This window comes from Corynebacterium capitovis DSM 44611 (assembly GCF_030440535.1).
GTDB lineage: Bacteria > Actinomycetota > Actinomycetes > Mycobacteriales > Mycobacteriaceae > Corynebacterium > Corynebacterium capitovis.
Window position 1 is genome coordinate 1,093,323 of the sequence record NZ_CP047117.1, and the last position, 14,537, is coordinate 1,107,859.

Annotated in this window: 13 protein-coding genes; 7 read left to right on the plus strand and 6 right to left on the minus strand. The window is 64.2% G+C overall.

Going from position 1 to position 14,537, the window contains the following annotated elements; genetic code table 11:
- Nucleotides 1-27: 27 nt before the first annotated feature.
- On the minus strand, nucleotides 28-2,109 hold the full coding sequence (tkt, locus tag CAPI_RS05360) for a transketolase (protein ID WP_018017016.1): 2,082 nt from the start codon (nucleotides 2,107-2,109) through the stop codon (nucleotides 28-30).
- 248 nt (nucleotides 2,110-2,357) lie between these two features.
- Between tkt and CAPI_RS05365 the strand changes: the two genes are divergently transcribed.
- The gene (locus tag CAPI_RS05365; protein ID WP_018017017.1) at nucleotides 2,358-3,260 is read left to right on the plus strand and encodes a heme o synthase; all 903 of its coding nucleotides are present in this window, start codon (nucleotides 2,358-2,360) and stop codon (nucleotides 3,258-3,260) included.
- On the opposite strand, the gene CAPI_RS05370 is transcribed toward CAPI_RS05365, so the two are convergent.
- From CAPI_RS05370 to mptB, 5 genes are read right to left on the minus strand one after another with little or no spacing between them, the layout of a single operon-like run.
- A complete protein-coding gene (locus CAPI_RS05370) occupies nucleotides 3,257-4,219 on the minus strand; it encodes a quinone oxidoreductase family protein (RefSeq protein ID WP_018017018.1) in 963 nt (320 codons plus the stop codon). The two genes, CAPI_RS05365 and CAPI_RS05370, sit on opposite strands and share 4 nt — an antisense overlap.
- Nucleotides 4,220-4,237: 18 nt before the next feature.
- Nucleotides 4,238-5,167 carry a COX15/CtaA family protein gene (locus CAPI_RS05375; RefSeq protein WP_018017019.1) on the minus strand — a complete coding sequence of 310 codons (930 nt, stop codon included), beginning with the start codon at nucleotides 5,165-5,167 and terminating at the stop codon, nucleotides 4,238-4,240.
- A gap of 31 nt (nucleotides 5,168-5,198) precedes the next feature.
- Nucleotides 5,199-5,957, minus strand: coding sequence for an ABC transporter permease (locus tag CAPI_RS05380; protein ID WP_018017020.1), 759 nt, complete (start codon nucleotides 5,955-5,957; stop codon nucleotides 5,199-5,201).
- Nucleotides 5,958-5,960: 3 nt separating this feature from the next.
- On the minus strand, nucleotides 5,961-6,926 hold the full coding sequence (locus tag CAPI_RS05385; protein WP_018017021.1) for an ABC transporter ATP-binding protein: 966 nt from the start codon (nucleotides 6,924-6,926) through the stop codon (nucleotides 5,961-5,963).
- Between the two features lie 6 nt (nucleotides 6,927-6,932).
- Nucleotides 6,933-8,564 carry a polyprenol phosphomannose-dependent alpha 1,6 mannosyltransferase MptB gene (mptB, locus tag CAPI_RS05390; protein WP_051059690.1) on the minus strand — a complete coding sequence of 544 codons (1,632 nt, stop codon included), beginning with the start codon at nucleotides 8,562-8,564 and terminating at the stop codon, nucleotides 6,933-6,935.
- A 130-nt stretch (nucleotides 8,565-8,694) separates the two neighbouring features.
- On the opposite strand from mptB, the gene CAPI_RS05395 reads away from it, so the two are divergent.
- Genes CAPI_RS05395 through sufU form a run of 6 tightly spaced genes read left to right on the plus strand, consistent with a single transcriptional unit; the run spans nucleotide 8,695 to nucleotide 14,527 of the window.
- Complete coding sequence (locus tag CAPI_RS05395; RefSeq protein WP_018017023.1) at nucleotides 8,695-9,390, plus strand: helix-turn-helix transcriptional regulator; 696 nt, start codon at nucleotides 8,695-8,697, stop codon at nucleotides 9,388-9,390.
- A gap of 31 nt (nucleotides 9,391-9,421) precedes the next feature.
- Nucleotides 9,422-10,828: a Fe-S cluster assembly protein SufB gene (gene sufB, locus CAPI_RS05400; RefSeq protein ID WP_018017024.1), complete on the plus strand. Its 1,407-nt coding sequence runs from the start codon at nucleotides 9,422-9,424 to the stop codon at nucleotides 10,826-10,828.
- A 3-nt stretch (nucleotides 10,829-10,831) separates the two neighbouring features.
- Nucleotides 10,832-12,007, plus strand: a complete 1,176-nt coding sequence (gene sufD, locus CAPI_RS05405; RefSeq protein WP_018017025.1) for a Fe-S cluster assembly protein SufD — start codon at nucleotides 10,832-10,834, stop codon at nucleotides 12,005-12,007.
- Nucleotides 12,008-12,054: 47 nt separating this feature from the next.
- Nucleotides 12,055-12,810, plus strand: coding sequence for a Fe-S cluster assembly ATPase SufC (gene sufC / locus CAPI_RS05410; RefSeq protein WP_018017026.1), 756 nt, complete (start codon nucleotides 12,055-12,057; stop codon nucleotides 12,808-12,810).
- A complete protein-coding gene (locus CAPI_RS05415; RefSeq protein WP_018017027.1) occupies nucleotides 12,810-14,075 on the plus strand; it encodes a cysteine desulfurase in 1,266 nt (421 codons plus the stop codon). The genes sufC and CAPI_RS05415 overlap by 1 nt, the downstream gene beginning before the upstream one ends.
- Nucleotides 14,072-14,527, plus strand: coding sequence for a Fe-S cluster assembly sulfur transfer protein SufU (gene sufU / locus CAPI_RS05420; protein ID WP_018017028.1), 456 nt, complete (start codon nucleotides 14,072-14,074; stop codon nucleotides 14,525-14,527). Before CAPI_RS05415 ends, sufU begins: the two co-directional genes overlap by 4 nt.
- The last annotated feature ends 10 nt before the right edge of the window (nucleotides 14,528-14,537 follow it).

A 14,537-nucleotide genomic window follows, 5' to 3' on the forward strand; every position in this document is an offset into this window, starting at 1 on the left:
CCTTTCTGATGCCTATTGAGGGGCCTGCTAGCGGGATTTCTGAACGGAGGCGAGAGAGTCCTGAGCGGCCTCGTATACCGCGTCGGCGGTAAACCCAAACCTCTCGAACAGTTCGCTGCCAGGAGCGGATGCCCCGAAGTGCTCGAGCGAGACGGTCCGACCGTGATCACCCGTGAAGCGGTGCCACGGCATCGAGACGCCCGCCTCGACGGACACGCGCGCTTTGACCTCCGCCGGCAAGACCGACTCGATGTAGTCGTCGTCCTGCTCGAGGAACCACTCGACGCACGGCACGCTTACAACACGGGCTGCCGTCCCCTCCGCTTCGAGCCGTCCAGCCGCCGATACCGCGTACTGCACCTCGGACCCGGTGGCGAGGAGGATGACGTCCGGGGTCGAGCGAGAGGCCTCCACGAGCACGTAGGCCCCCTTGGCGACGCCTTCAAAAGCCTTCTCCCGTGTGCCCTCGAGAACCGGCAGGTTCTGCCGCGAGAGCGCGAGCGCCTTCGGCTGCTCCTTCGCCTCGAGGGCGGCCTTCCACGCCGCGGAGGTCTCGTTCGCGTCCGCCGGGCGGATCACCGCCAGGTCCGGGATAGCCCGCAGGGCCGCGAGGGTCTCGACCGGCTGGTGCGTCGGGCCGTCCTCGCCCAGGCCAATTGAGTCGTGCGTGAAAACGTAGTAGCCGTCGATTCCGGACAAGGCAGCCACGCGAATGGCAGGGTAGAGGTACTCCGAGAAAATCAGGAAAGTGCCGCCGTACACCCGGGTGCCACCGTGCAGCGCAATGCCGTTCATGATCGCGGCCATTGCGTGCTCGCGAATTCCGAAGTGGAGGTTGCGACCGTAGGGGTTGGCCGTGAACATGTCTGTTGTGATGGACTCCGGCCCGAAGGACGGCTCCCCCTTAATGAGAGTGTTGTTGGACCCCGCAAGGTCAGCTGACCCGCCCCACAGCTCCGGGAGCGCTCGCGCCGCGGCTTGAATCGCGGCCTCGGACGCCTTGCGGGTCGCGATTCCCTTGGCGTCGGGCTCCCAGGCGGGCAGATCAGCGTCCCAGCCCTCCGGCAGCGCCCGGGCGCTGAGCCTGTCTAGCAGCGCCTTCCTGTCGGGGTGCGCTTGGGCCCACGCGGCGAACCGCTCGTCCCAGCGTGCGCGCTTTTCCGCCGACCGCTGGACAAGCTGGCGAGTGTGGGAGATGACGTCGTCTTCGACGGGGAAGAAGACGTTCGGCTCGAAGCCGAGTTCTTCCTTGACCAGGCGGATCTCTTCGGCTCCGAGCGCGGCGCCGTGAGCCGCGCCCGTATTCTGCAGGTTCGGCGCGGGGTAGCCGATCACGGTCTTAACCCGGATGAGAGACGGGCGGGTGCGGTCTGCCTGGGCGTCGGCAACCGCCTTCTCAATTGCCACCACGTCCTCGCCTGATTCGACCGTCAGCGTTTGCCATCCGTAGGCGGCGTAGCGCGCGAGGACATCCTCAGTGAAGGCAATCCGGGTGTCGTCCTCGATCGAAATTCGATTGTCATCCCAAAATACGATTAGGTTTCCGAGCTGCTGGGTGCCAGCGAAGGAGGATGCCTCCGAGGTGACACCTTCCTGGAGGCAGCCGTCGCCCGCGATCGCGTAGATGAAGTGGTCAAACGGGGACTGGCCGGCCGGGGCGTCTGGATCGAAAAGGCCACGCTCGCGCCGCGCTGCGGCAGCCATGCCGACGGCGGAAGCTAAGCCCTGGCCGAGCGGGCCCGTCGTAATTTCCACGTGCTTCGTGTGGTTGTACTCGGGGTGACCCGGTGTCTTCGAACTCCACGTGCGCAAGGCCTTGAGATCCTCGATTTCAAGGCCGAAGCCACCCAGGTACAGCTGAATGTACTGGGTTAAAGAGGAGTGGCCATTGGACAGAACGAACCGGTCGCGTCCGACCCAGTGGGGATCGAGCGGGTCGATGTCCATGACGCGCTGGTACAGCGTGTAAGCGAGTGGGGCCAAGGACATCGCCGTACCTGGGTGTCCCGACCCGCAGTTTTCCACCGCGTCAGCTGCGAGCACGCGAACAGTATCGACCGCCCGGGTGTCTAAGTCCGTCCAGTTTTCCGGGTAGTTGCGGACGGTCATGGCGTGCAGTTCGGGTGCCAGAGACAAAAGAATCCTCGCTTCGGAGTGTGTGGGTAGCTATGTCTGCGACACCTAGCCTAATCGGTTGCATTCGCCCGTGTCCGTTCAATTACCCTTCGACTATCGCGTGGCGGTAACCTCGGTCGAAGGGTCAAAGTCCGGTGGAACTTTCCGCCCGTGGCACGCGACTACTAAAGGTGGCCGTGCGTCCGAGCACCGCTCACAGGTTACAAAGTGGAGGACAATCTTTGGAGACGATCAAGGCGTATTTCGCTCTGACGAAACCGCGGGTGATTGAACTCCTGCTTGTGGCGGCAATTCCGGCGATGCTTCAGGCCGATCGAGGAAACGTTCCGGTGTGGCTCATCCTGGCTACGCTCCTCGGGGGGTGGATGGGTGCAGCCTCCGCCAACACATTCAACATGGTGGCCGATTACGACATCGACCAGAAAATGGGGCGCACCCGGGCGCGCCCCCTAGTCCGCGCCACCGTGACGAAAGGGCGCGCCGCGGTCTTCGCGTGGGTGATGCTGCTTATCAGCGTGCTGTGGCTCGGTCTTGTGTGTCACTCGTGGCTCGCGTCGTTCTTTATCGTGCTGACCAACTGGTTCTACATTTACGTTTACACAAAGTGGCTCAAGCGCCGCACCTGGCAAAACGTCATCTGGGGCGGCGCTGCTGGGTGCATGCCGGTCCTTGTTGGGTGGGCGGTGATCCGCGACAACGTCAGTGACGGCACGCCTGATCGGTGGTGGCAGGCGGTGGTGATGTTCCTCATCATCTTTTTCTGGACGCCACCGCATACGTGGGCTCTGGCCATGAAGTACCGGGATGACTACCAGCGGGCCGAGGTGCCCATGTTGCCCGTCGTTGCTTCGCCGGTGGAGACAACGCGGCAGATCGTCTTCTACTCCTGGCTCACCGCCTTTACCTCGCTCGCGCTCATCCCTGCGACCTCGTGGATCTACGCCGTTGCGGCTGTACTTTCCGGCGCCGCGTTCTTAACCCGGGCGACGCAGTTGCACAACGGCGTGAAGCGCGGCGTCGACGTCAAGCCCCTCAAGCTGTTTATTCTGTCGAATAATTACCTGGCGGTGCTGTTCCTGGCGCTTTCTTTTGACGCCGTCGTGGGCCTGCCACCCCTGCTCTAATTCACTTTGAGGACCACAGACCCAGACGTGGACCGCGACTGGAGGTCCTGGTGCGCCTGCGATGCGTCGGCAAGCGGGTAAGGCTCGTGGACTCGTACGGTGATCGAACCGGACTCCACGGCGCGGACAACGGCTTGGGCTCGGAAGCGAAACTCGTCGTCTGTGGAGACGTAGGCGCCGAGCGAGGGGCGCGTGAGGAATAGGGAACCGTGCCGGTTGAGCTCCTGGATCTGAAATGGCTCTACCTCGCCCGACGCGGAACCGAAAGAGCAAACGAGCCCCCTTGGGCGGCAGACGTCGAGAGCCATAGCGAACGTCGACTTGCCGACGCCGTCGTACACCACGTCCACACCGCGGCCTCCGGTGGCGGACCGGACTTGTTCGGCCAGGTTGGCGTCGTAGCGGAATACGTGAGCGGCACCGGCGTCGTAAGCGAGCCGCTCTTTGTCCTCCGAAGACACGACCGAAAAGACCACGGCGCCGAGCTCGGTGGCCATCTGTGTGAGGATGAGGCCCACGCCGCCAGCACCGGCCGTGATTACCATCGTGTCGCCGGGCCTCGTTTCCCGCGTGCCGTGAAGCAGGTAATGGGCGGTCATCCCCTGGAGAAGCATGGACGCTGCAATGGCAGGAGGGACCGAGTCCGGCACCGCGACAAGCCGGCCGCGGGGCACAGACACAACTTCGGCGTAGGACCCCGGCGCGTCGTGCCACGCGACGAGCGTTCCCGGCGCGATGTCCCCCGACGGGTCCTCCAGCACCTGGCCGCATCCCTCGGTGCCCGGAATATACGGGGGTGACGAGGGGTAGGAGCCGGAGCGGAAATAGGTGTCAATGTAATTGACGCCGGCGTAGAGGACGCGGACCAAGATGTGGTCCGGGTCGGGCGAGGGAACGGGCACGTCAGCGAGCTCCAAGACGTCTGGTCCACCGTGGCGGGTTACGAGAATCGCTTTCATACCGCCAGGGTAACCAGATTAGCTCAGCCGCCTCCGGCCGTGCGCATAGAGGAACGCGCTGAATGCGACCACGATGGACGACATTGCGATGTGACCCGGCACCGTCCACCGCGGTACTCCGAGGTAGAACTGGGTCACCCCGACGGCCCATTGGACCACGATCATTCCCACCAGGACGGATGCCGTGTGGAAGGCGTCGCGTGGGGCGTGGCTGCGGCGCAGCAAGTAAACGGTGATCAGGGTGCACAAGAGATATGTGTACATGCACACCGCGTGGACATACACCAAAATGCGCGTGTCCATCTGGAGGCGGCCCTGCATGCCCGCGCCCGCGTCACCGGAGTGCGGCCCCGAACCGGTCACCATCGTCCCCGTCACCAGAACGGCGGAGAGGGCGACCGCAGCGAGGATCGACAGCGCGCGGGCGGAAGAGGAGAACCGTTGTTGGGGTGTCGCGTCGTCGGGCTCTGCGACGCGCATATAAAGCAATGCCGCGATCCACACGAGCACCATCGACGGCAAGAAGTGGACGGCAACGGCCCACCACCGCAGGTCGACGAGGACGGAAATCCCACCAATCACAGCTTGGACGGCGATCCCGGCGAGGGAGGCAATCGCAAGGGCTTTCACTTCGCGACGTCGTTTGGCCCGGACAACGGCGTAGAGAACCGCGATCGCCGCCGCGGAGAGCACAAAAGTCAGCATGCGGTTACCAAACTCCACAGCTTGGTGTACCCACGGGGCGGCGCCGGCGACGGGGACCAGCGAGCCTTCATGGCACAGCGGCCACGTATCGCAGCCGAGTCCGGAGCCCGTGACACGAACGAGGGACCCAGTCACGGTGATCCCGCCCTGGCCGATAAGGAGGATGAGCGCCAGAATCCGCTGCAGGTGGAGGCTGGGGGTCTGGGTTCGCCCGGACGTCGTCTTGCTAGTCGCCGTACTCACGCATGTCAGCCTATCCCAGCCCGGGCGGATACTAACCATCGAAGCGAAACCACCGAGCCGCCGCGGAGATTCCCGCGACGGCCCAGGCAACCAGGGCTGCCAGCGCGGCTGGGTCGGCCGCGAGGTGGAGAGCCTGGGTGAGCGAACCGGCCAGCGCGATAGTAGGCACGATGTTCCACCAGCCGGCGTGAGCGAGGTCCCCAGAAAATGCGACCCACCCGAGCAACGCCATGAGGACTAGCCACATGAGGTTGGCGAGTGCCAGGACCAGCTCCGAGCTCAGCGTGCCACCCATCAGCAGCCCCAGGGAGGTAAAGGCAGCTACGCCCACGAGGAGCGTGAGCAAACCCGCCGCCGCCCCGAGCAGCGAACAACGCCACCCGAGCGCAACCGCCAGCGCACCGAGGAACACCACCTGCACGGCGACCATGGCCGCCACGCCCAACACCTTGCCGGCGATGATCGTCCACGCGGGCACACCCGAGGCCCCCGACCGCTTTAAGGCACCGTAGCGCCTGTCGAATGCAAGGGCGATCGCTTGGCCCGTGAACCCGGCACTGCTGGCAGCGACAGCGAAAACCATGGGGACGGCCCTGTCGATGCTGAGGTAATCACCGACGAAGGGGAAGCGTGACGCGACAAGGAGAAAGGCCGGCACGATGATGTTGAGCAAGAGCTGCTCGCCGTGGCGGAGCATCAACAGCGCTTCCACTCGGCCCTGCGCCAACGCCATCGTTGTGGCGGGGGCGCGTTGTGGGCGGGGAGTGAACGTTCCGGGGGCAAAGCGCATCTGTCAGCTCCTCAAATCTCGGCCAGTGATGTCGAGGAAGACGTCCTCGAGCGTGCGGTGATCCACTGTGAGCTCGCGGATCTGCACCCCCTGCGCAGCCGCCGCGGCGGCGACCGCGGCGACCACGTCCGGGGACGCGGCGCCTGGCACGCGGTAGTGAAGCGGGCGCACCGCCTCGACGGACATTCCCTCCAGCTCGGACGTGGCGAGGGCGGTGGACGTCGAAAAGAAAATGCCCGGAGCTGCCACGCCCTGGGTGAGTTCGGCGGGGGAGCCCTGCGCTACTACGCGTCCGCGATCCACTATCACCACCTTGTCGGCGAGAGCTTCTGCCTCGTCCATCAGGTGCGTAGTCAGTACGACAGTGACCCCGTCGTTTTTCATCGCGCCGATAAGGTCCCAGACCGCAAGCCGGGACTGGGCGTCCATGCCGGCGGTCGGCTCGTCCAGGAAAACGAGCTCAGGCCGGCCAATTATTGCGAGCGCGAGCGAGAGACGCTGACGCTGCCCGCCCGAGAGGCGCCGGTACGTTGTCTTCTCGACCCCGCGCAGGCCAAGGGTGTCGAGGAGCCATTCGGGGTCGAGGGGATCGGCGTTATAACGGGCCGTTAGGGACAGGATCTCCTTGACGCGAATCCCCGAGTACGCGCCACCGCCTTGCAACATGATCCCAATGCGGTCGCGAACTCGCTGGGGGTGTGTCGCGGGGTCGAGGCCGAGGACGCGGATGGTTCCGTGCGAGGGCGCGATAAACCCCTCGCACATTTCGATCGTTGTCGTTTTGCCAGCCCCATTAGGCCCGAGAAGCGCGAGCACTTCACCGCGCTGGGCGGTGAAGCTCACCCCTCGCACGGCCTCGGTATTCGCGAACCGCTTGCGGACGTCATCGACGACCAAAGCGTGAACTAAAGCGTCGTCCGAGGTGGAGGGGGAGAAGGTAGGGGATCCTCCACCAAAGGTTGTACTCATGGGTGGTTAGTGTAACCCCCGGCGGCCCCAACGGCGGTACACCAGCCAGGCCAACCCGCATAAGAGGGCGAAGTACACCGCGGCGGAGAAGTAAATCGTGGCCACGGCCCCGGGGGATAGAGCGAGGCCGCGGGGGAGAACGAAGAAGCTAAAGGCGGCGGAGTAGACAACCACCGCTGCGCGGAATCCAAAGCGGTTGGCCCAGGCGGCCAAGGGCAAAAGGGCCCACAGTGGGTACCACGGGTGAACCACCGGGAATAGGACCACGAGAACCAGGGTTGCCACGCCGAGTCCCCCCACCGGGTGGATGGATCCGCGAAACGTTGCCCACAGCATGCGGATGAGGAAGGCTCCCGCGAGGGTGAGACCCGCGCCGCGGGTGACGGTGAGCATGGCCTCTGTGTGGTCGCCCAAGCCGAGTACCATTCCGAAAAACCCTGCGCTGACCCCGATAACCGTGGTCAGAGACATCCAGCTGCGGATCGTCGCGGCGCCCCCCTGGCTGGTCACCCACCCCAGGCCAATCCCCGTCGCTGCGGACACAACGGCGACGGACAATACGAGCACGGCCAGCATGATGAACGCGGCTAAGGGGATCGCTGCCCTGCCGTACTTCGACCGCAGTGCCCGGGCCAGAGCCATCCCCACGAAACCGAGCCCGATGAAGCCCGTCACTTTGACCATGCCACCACATGAGATGAGGAAGCCGGACGCGCAGAGCATGCCAAAGCGCCGGACTTTCGAGCCCGCCTCTATTGCGCGCAGGCCCACCTCGAGACCGACAAGGACAACACCGAGCAGCAACGACTCGTTGTGAATGCCCCCTACGAGGTGTAGCAACGTGAGGGGGTTGAGAACACCGAGCCATAGCGCAGTTGCTGGTGCCACGGAACAACGCCGAGCGAGCGCGATGATTGCCCACGCCGCCGATGCGATCCCCACAAGAGCAAGGGCGCGGTGGGCGAGCACTCCAAGGACGAGTGAGTCTCCCGTCAGCCGCGAGACTGCTCCCGCCAGACCCAGCGCCACGGGCCCGTACGGACTAGGGGAGTGTGCCCAAATGAAGGGCACCGACCGGGCCAAGTGGTTTTCCGTCCCGAGCAGCTCCACTGGTCCCGCGGCGTAGGGGTCGAGGCCATGTCGAACAATCGATCCCTGAGCAAGATAGGAATAGATGTCTTGTGTGAAAAGGGGCGCGGTAAAAAGCAGGGGGAGCACCCACACCGCCCACGTCTGCACAATGACCCCGGAGCGCACTCTCGGGTGACCGCGGCTCACTCCCAGGAACGGACCCATGCACACCCACGCCGTAACCAGCAGCCCGACGCCGATAAGAACGAGCGCCGACGACGCCTGCAGCATCCGTCCCATAAACGCTCCCCCCGGCAGCGTGAAATAGGGGTTGCCCACCACCGGCAGCGCGCCACCCCCGAGGCCACCGAGGCCCATGAGCAGGGTGCCGACCGCTCCCAGCCATCGCAACAGCGAGAAGCGATTGAGCTCGCTTGTCGACGGCTGGGGGGCCGCCTGAGGGTCCTCCTCCCGCGCATGCAGCTCCGACGAGCGCGATCCGGGCCGGCCCAAGCGGGGCAGGATCCACAGCGGGAGAGCTGCTAAACGGCGTCGGGGGAAACTCACGGCTGCACAGTCTACGGCAGTGCCCCACCCGTCCTGACGGAATGAATAACGACACACTAGTGTTGAAAAAAGGCAGCGGTGATTCGACCGTCGGCATCATGTGAAACATCCTGTGAAACGAGGTGAGGACATGGAGGAACAACCCCGGCTACGTGGCCGAGACACCCGCCACGCTGTGTTGTCCGAGCTTCTTGCGCATGGCCCCGTCACCGCCTCCGCAGTTGGAGAATCACTGGGGCTGACCGCTGCCGGAGCGCGGCGCCATCTGGAGAAATTAGCCCACGAGGGTCTAGCCGAGGAGTGCCCGCCGCGCGCCGTGGCCGGTGAGGAAGCTGGCCGGGGCCGCCCCGCCAAGCACTACCGGCTGACTGAGGCCGGAAAAAACACCTTCGGCACGGACTACGACTCTTTGGCGGCTGACGCGCTGAGCGCACTTGCACGCGCGGGAGGCGACAATGCTGTGCTGGAATTGGCGCGCGAGCGAATGCGGCGCATCTTTGACGGCATCGATCCCAGTGATGACCCCGCGGACACCGCCCGCCAGTTGGCGGACGCGTTGGATCGCAACGGGTACGCTGCGAAGGCGACGAGGGTCGGCGCCGGGATCCAACTGTGCCAGCACCACTGCCCCATTTCGGCCGTCGCCGCAGCCCACCCGGAGATGTGCGAAGCGGAACACGAAGCGATATCGCAGCTCACGGGTCGGCACGTCCAGCCGCTCGCGCTCATCACGCGTGGCAGCGACATCTGCACGACAAACATTCCCCTGAACGTCGCGAAACCGGCGGACGGGACCCACACTGAAAGGAGCGGAGACCTTGACTGAGACTACCCCCGCACCCGGCTTGGAAAGGCCGATGAACGACGATGAGATCATCCAGTCCATCGGCGCCTACAACTACGGGTGGCACGATCCAGACGTCGCCGGAGCTGCCGCTCGCCGCGGTCTGAACGAAGACGTCGTGCGCGACATCTCGGGTATCAAGAACGAGCCCGAGTGGATGCTCAACCAGCGCCTGAAGGCACTGGATATCTTCGATAGGAAGCCGATGCCCACGTGGGGCGCGGACCTTTCCGATATCGACTTCGACAACATCAAGTACTACGTCCGGTCGACGGAGAAGCAGGCCGCGTCGTGGGAGGAACTCCCAGCGGACATCAAGAATACCTACGACAAGCTCGGTATCCCCGAGGCCGAGAAGCAGCGCCTAGTGGCGGGCGTTGCGGCCCAGTACGAATCAGAGGTGGTCTACCACCAGATCCGTGAAGACCTCGAGTCGAAGGGCGTTATCTTCGTCGACACCGACACCGCACTGCGGGAGCACGAAGAGCTGTTCCGCGAGTACTTCGGCACCGTCATTCCCGCCGGCGATAACAAATTCTCCGCGCTGAACTCCGCGGTGTGGTCGGGCGGATCCTTCATCTACGTTCCGCCGGGAGTTCACGTGGACATCCCGCTGCAGGCCTACTTCCGTATCAACACGGAAAACATGGGCCAGTTCGAGCGGACGCTCATCATTGTCGACGAAGACGCCTACGTGCACTACGTCGAGGGCTGCACCGCCCCGATCTACAAGTCGGACTCACTGCACTCCGCCGTGGTGGAAATCATCGTGAAGAAGGGTGGCCGCTGCCGGTACACCACGATCCAGAACTGGTCGAACAACGTCTACAACCTAGTGACCAAACGTGCCAAGGCCGAAGCCGGGGCGACGATGGAATGGGTTGATGGCAACATCGGTTCCAAGGTCACGATGAAGTACCCGGCCGTGTGGATGACGGGAGAGCACGCCCGTGGCGAGGTGCTGTCCGTCGCCTTTGCCGGCGAGGGCCAGTTCCAAGACACCGGCGCGAAAATGACGCACATGGCCCCGCATACCTCCTCGTCGATCGTGTCGAAGTCTGTGGCTCGCGGCGGCGGGCGCGCTGCGTACCGAGGGCTGGTGCAAATCAACCAGAACGCGCACCACTCCACCTCGAACGTCGAGTGCGACGCCTTGCTGGTGGATGACATTTCCCGCTCGGACACGTACCCCTACAACGACATCCGTAACGACCACGTCACCCTCGGCCACGAGGCCAAGGTGTCAAAGGTGTCGGAGGAGCAGCTGTTCTACCTCATGTCGCGTGGCATCGAGGAACAGGAAGCGATGGCCATGATCGTCCGCGGCTTCGTCGAGCCGATTGCCAAGGAGCTCCCCATGGAGTACGCGCTTGAGCTGAACCGCCTTATCGAACTGCAGATGGAAGGATCGGTGGGTTAACCGATGGCAGAAGCAACCGTGGAGACCGTCAAGAACGCGACGACCCACAACAACAAGGGGGACCTGTTTTCCTCCTTCGACGTCGAACAGTTCGACATTCCGGGCGGCAGGGATGAGGTGTGGCGGTTCATTTCCCTGCGCCGTCTGCGCGGCCTGCACAACGGCACGTTCGCCCCTGTAGCGGAGGCGAACATCGAGGTATCCGGCCCGGTTGAGGTTCGCGTCGAGAAGCTTCCTGCCGACGATCCCCGCCTCAAGGCAGCGGGCGCACCCGTAGACCGCGTGGCAGCCCAGGCGTGGTCGGCGGCGAAGTCGGGCACGCTCGTGACCATCCCCGCGGATGCCCAGCTGGAGGAGCCGGTGACGGTGACTGTCACCGGCTCCGGCGCCGACGTGACCACCTTCGGCACAGTGCTGATCGACGCCGGTGCCCACTCCACGGCAACGGTGATCGTGCGTTACGCCGGTTCGGGGACGCACGCGGACAACGTGAACTGGGTTCTCGGAGACGGCTCCCGCGTTCATGCAGTTGTGGACGCGGATTGGGACCGCGACGCGGTGCACCTCGGCTCGCAGGCAGTCACCGTGGGACGAGACGCGACACTGCGTCACACCGTTGCGACGTTCGGTGGGGAGGTCGTGCGCATCACGCCGCGCGTGTCCTTCACCGCCCCGGGTGGCGATGCCGAGCTCACCGGCGTCTACTTCGCCGATGACGGACAGTACATCGAGAACCGACTGCTCGTGGATCACGCCGTGCCGAACTGCCGGTCCAACGTGTTGTACAAAGGCGCGCTTCAGGGCGATAAGTCGTCTCACCTTCCCGACGCGCGCACCTGCTGGGTTGGCGACGTGCTGATTCGCGCGGCCGCGCATGGCACGGACACCTACGAGACAAACCGCAACATGGTTCTTACCGACGGAGCGCGCGCCGACGCCATTCCGAACCTGGAAATCGAAACCGGAGAGATCGCCGGCGCGGGCCACGCCGCTACTGTTGGCAGGTTCGATGAGGAGCAGGTGTTCTACCTTCGCTCGAGGGGCATTCCCGAGGCGGAAGCGACCCGCCTGATCATCCGTGGCTTCTTCAACGAAGTACTCAACCGCATCCCGGTCGAGTCCGTGCGCAACGAACTCATCGCCCGGGTGTCCGGGGAACTCGAGCTCGCCAACCTTTAAACCGCCGATACCCAGGCTGAAACACAGAAAGCAGACGGTATAAAAGTATGTCCACTCTTGAGATCAAGAACTTGCACGCTAACGTCATCCCCTCCGAAGAGGGCCAGGAGCCGACCCCGATTTTGAAGGGCGTTAACCTGAGGATCAACTCGGGCGAGACCCACGCCATCATGGGCCCTAACGGTTCTGGCAAGTCGACGCTGGCCTACACCCTGGCTGGGCACCCCAAATACGAAGTCACCGACGGCGAGGTCCTTCTTGACGGTGAAAACATTCTGGAGATGGAGGTCGACGAGCGAGCCCGCGCCGGCCTCTTCCTTGCCATGCAGTACCCGGTTGAGGTCCCCGGTGTGTCTTCGTCGAACTTCATGCGTTCCGCGGTCACCTCGGTACGCGGTGAGGCGCCGAAACTGCGCGAGTGGGTCCAAGAGCTCAACGAGGCCCGCGATTCACTCCAGATGGATGCGTCCTTCTCGGAACGCTCCGTGAACGAGGGCTTTTCCGGTGGCGAGAAGAAGCGGCACGAGGTGATGCAGCTCGCGCTGATGAAGCCGAAGTTCGCAGTGATGGATGAGACGGATTCGGGCCTCGACGTCGACGCCCTGCGCATCGTGTCCGCGGGTATCAACCGTTACCAGGAGGAGACGGGGGGCGGGGTCCTCATGATTACCCACTACAAGCGCATTCTCAACTACGTCCGCCCGGATTTTGTTCACATCTTCGCCAACGGCAAGGTTGTCCAGACCGGTGACGCCTCCCTGGCTGATGTCCTCGAAGCAGAAGGCTACGAAAAGTTCATCTAATGGCTTTTAGCAACTCAGACGGAACACTCAACGTAGACGCCGTCCGCGCGGAGTTTCCGATCCTGTCCCGCACCGTCCGCGAGGGAAGGCCCTTGGTCTACCTTGATTCCGGTGCGACATCGCAGCGACCGGAACGCGTGTGGAATGCGGAACGCGACTTCGTGCTGAACACCTTCGCGCCCGTGCACCGCGGCTCGTACCAGCTGGCGGAGGAGGCGACCGACGCCTACGAGTCGGCGCGTGCGAAGATCGCGGCGTTTGTGGGGGCAGACGGTCACGAGCTCGTGTTCACCAAGAACGCGACGGAAGGCCTCAACCTCGTCGCCTATACTCTTGGCGACGACCGCGCCGGCGACCTACGCGTGTCCAAAGGGGACACCATCGTGGTCACCGAACTCGAGCACCACGCCAACCTCGTGCCGTGGCAGGAGCTGGCGCGCCGAACCGGGGCCCAGTTGAAGTGGTACTCGATGACCCCAGACGGACGCATCGACCTCGATTCGCTCGAGCTCGACGAGACCGTGAAGGTAGTCGCCTTTACCCACCAGTCCAACGTGACGGGTGCCCACGCCGACGTCCCCGAAATGGTTCGCCGCGCAAAAGCTGTCGGAGCGCTCACGGTGCTCGATGCCTGCCAGTCGGTGCCGCACATGCCCGTTGACCTTCACGCGCTCGGCGTCGATTTCGCTGCATTTTCGGGCCACAAGATGTGCGGCCCTTCTGGTGTCGGCGCGGTCTACGGCAAGGGCCAGCTTCTCGACGCCCTCCCGCCGTTCCTCACGGGCGGATCGATGATCGAAGTGGTCCACATGGATCACTCGACCTACGCTCCGGCGCCCCAGCGGTTCGAGGCGGGCACTCAGATGACCAGCCAAGTCGTTGGCCTCGGTGCGGCGGTTGACTTCCTCAGCGATGTTGGAATGGACGCCATCCAGGCACACGAGCACACGCTCACCGCCTACGCTCTCACGCAGTTGGCGGAGATCGAAGGCCTCCGTATCACCGGGCCTTCGACGCCGGATCATCGCGGTGGTGCGATCGCCTTCACCGTGGACGGGCTCCACCCCCACGATCTGGGCCAGGTGTTGGATTCGCGTGGCGTGTCCATCCGCACGGGTCACCACTGCGCCTGGCCCGCTCACCGGGGCCTAGACGTACAGGCGACGGCCCGGGCCAGCTTCTACCTTTACAACACCCTAGAAGAGGTGGATGCGCTGGCGGACGCGGTGCGGTACGCCCAGCAGTTCTTTGGGGTGGGCGCGTGAACCTAGAGTCGATGTACCAAGAGGTCATCCTGGAGCACTACAAGAACCCGCAGCACGCGGGCCTGCGCGAGCCGTACGCGGCGGAAGTGCACCACGTCAACCCCTCCTGCGGGGACGAAGTGACGCTCCGGGTCCAGCTTTCCGACGACGGGAGCACGGTTGCGGACGTGTCATACGAGGCGACCGGGTGCAGTATCTCCCAGGCGTCGACAAGCGTGCTGGCCGAGGAAGTGATCGGCCACCGCGTCGAGGAGGCCTTCGAGAAGTTGGCGGAGTTCGAAGCGATGGTGACCTCGCGCGGTACGCGTGAGGGCGACCCAGCGGTTATCGGCGACGGCGTCGCTTTCGCCGGCGTGGCTAAGTTTCCCGCTCGCGTGAAATGCGCGCTGCTGGGGTGGAAAGCGTTCCAAGCAGCGACAGCGGACGCCCTGGGGAAGACCCCGGGGAGATAAGGAGAAGGAA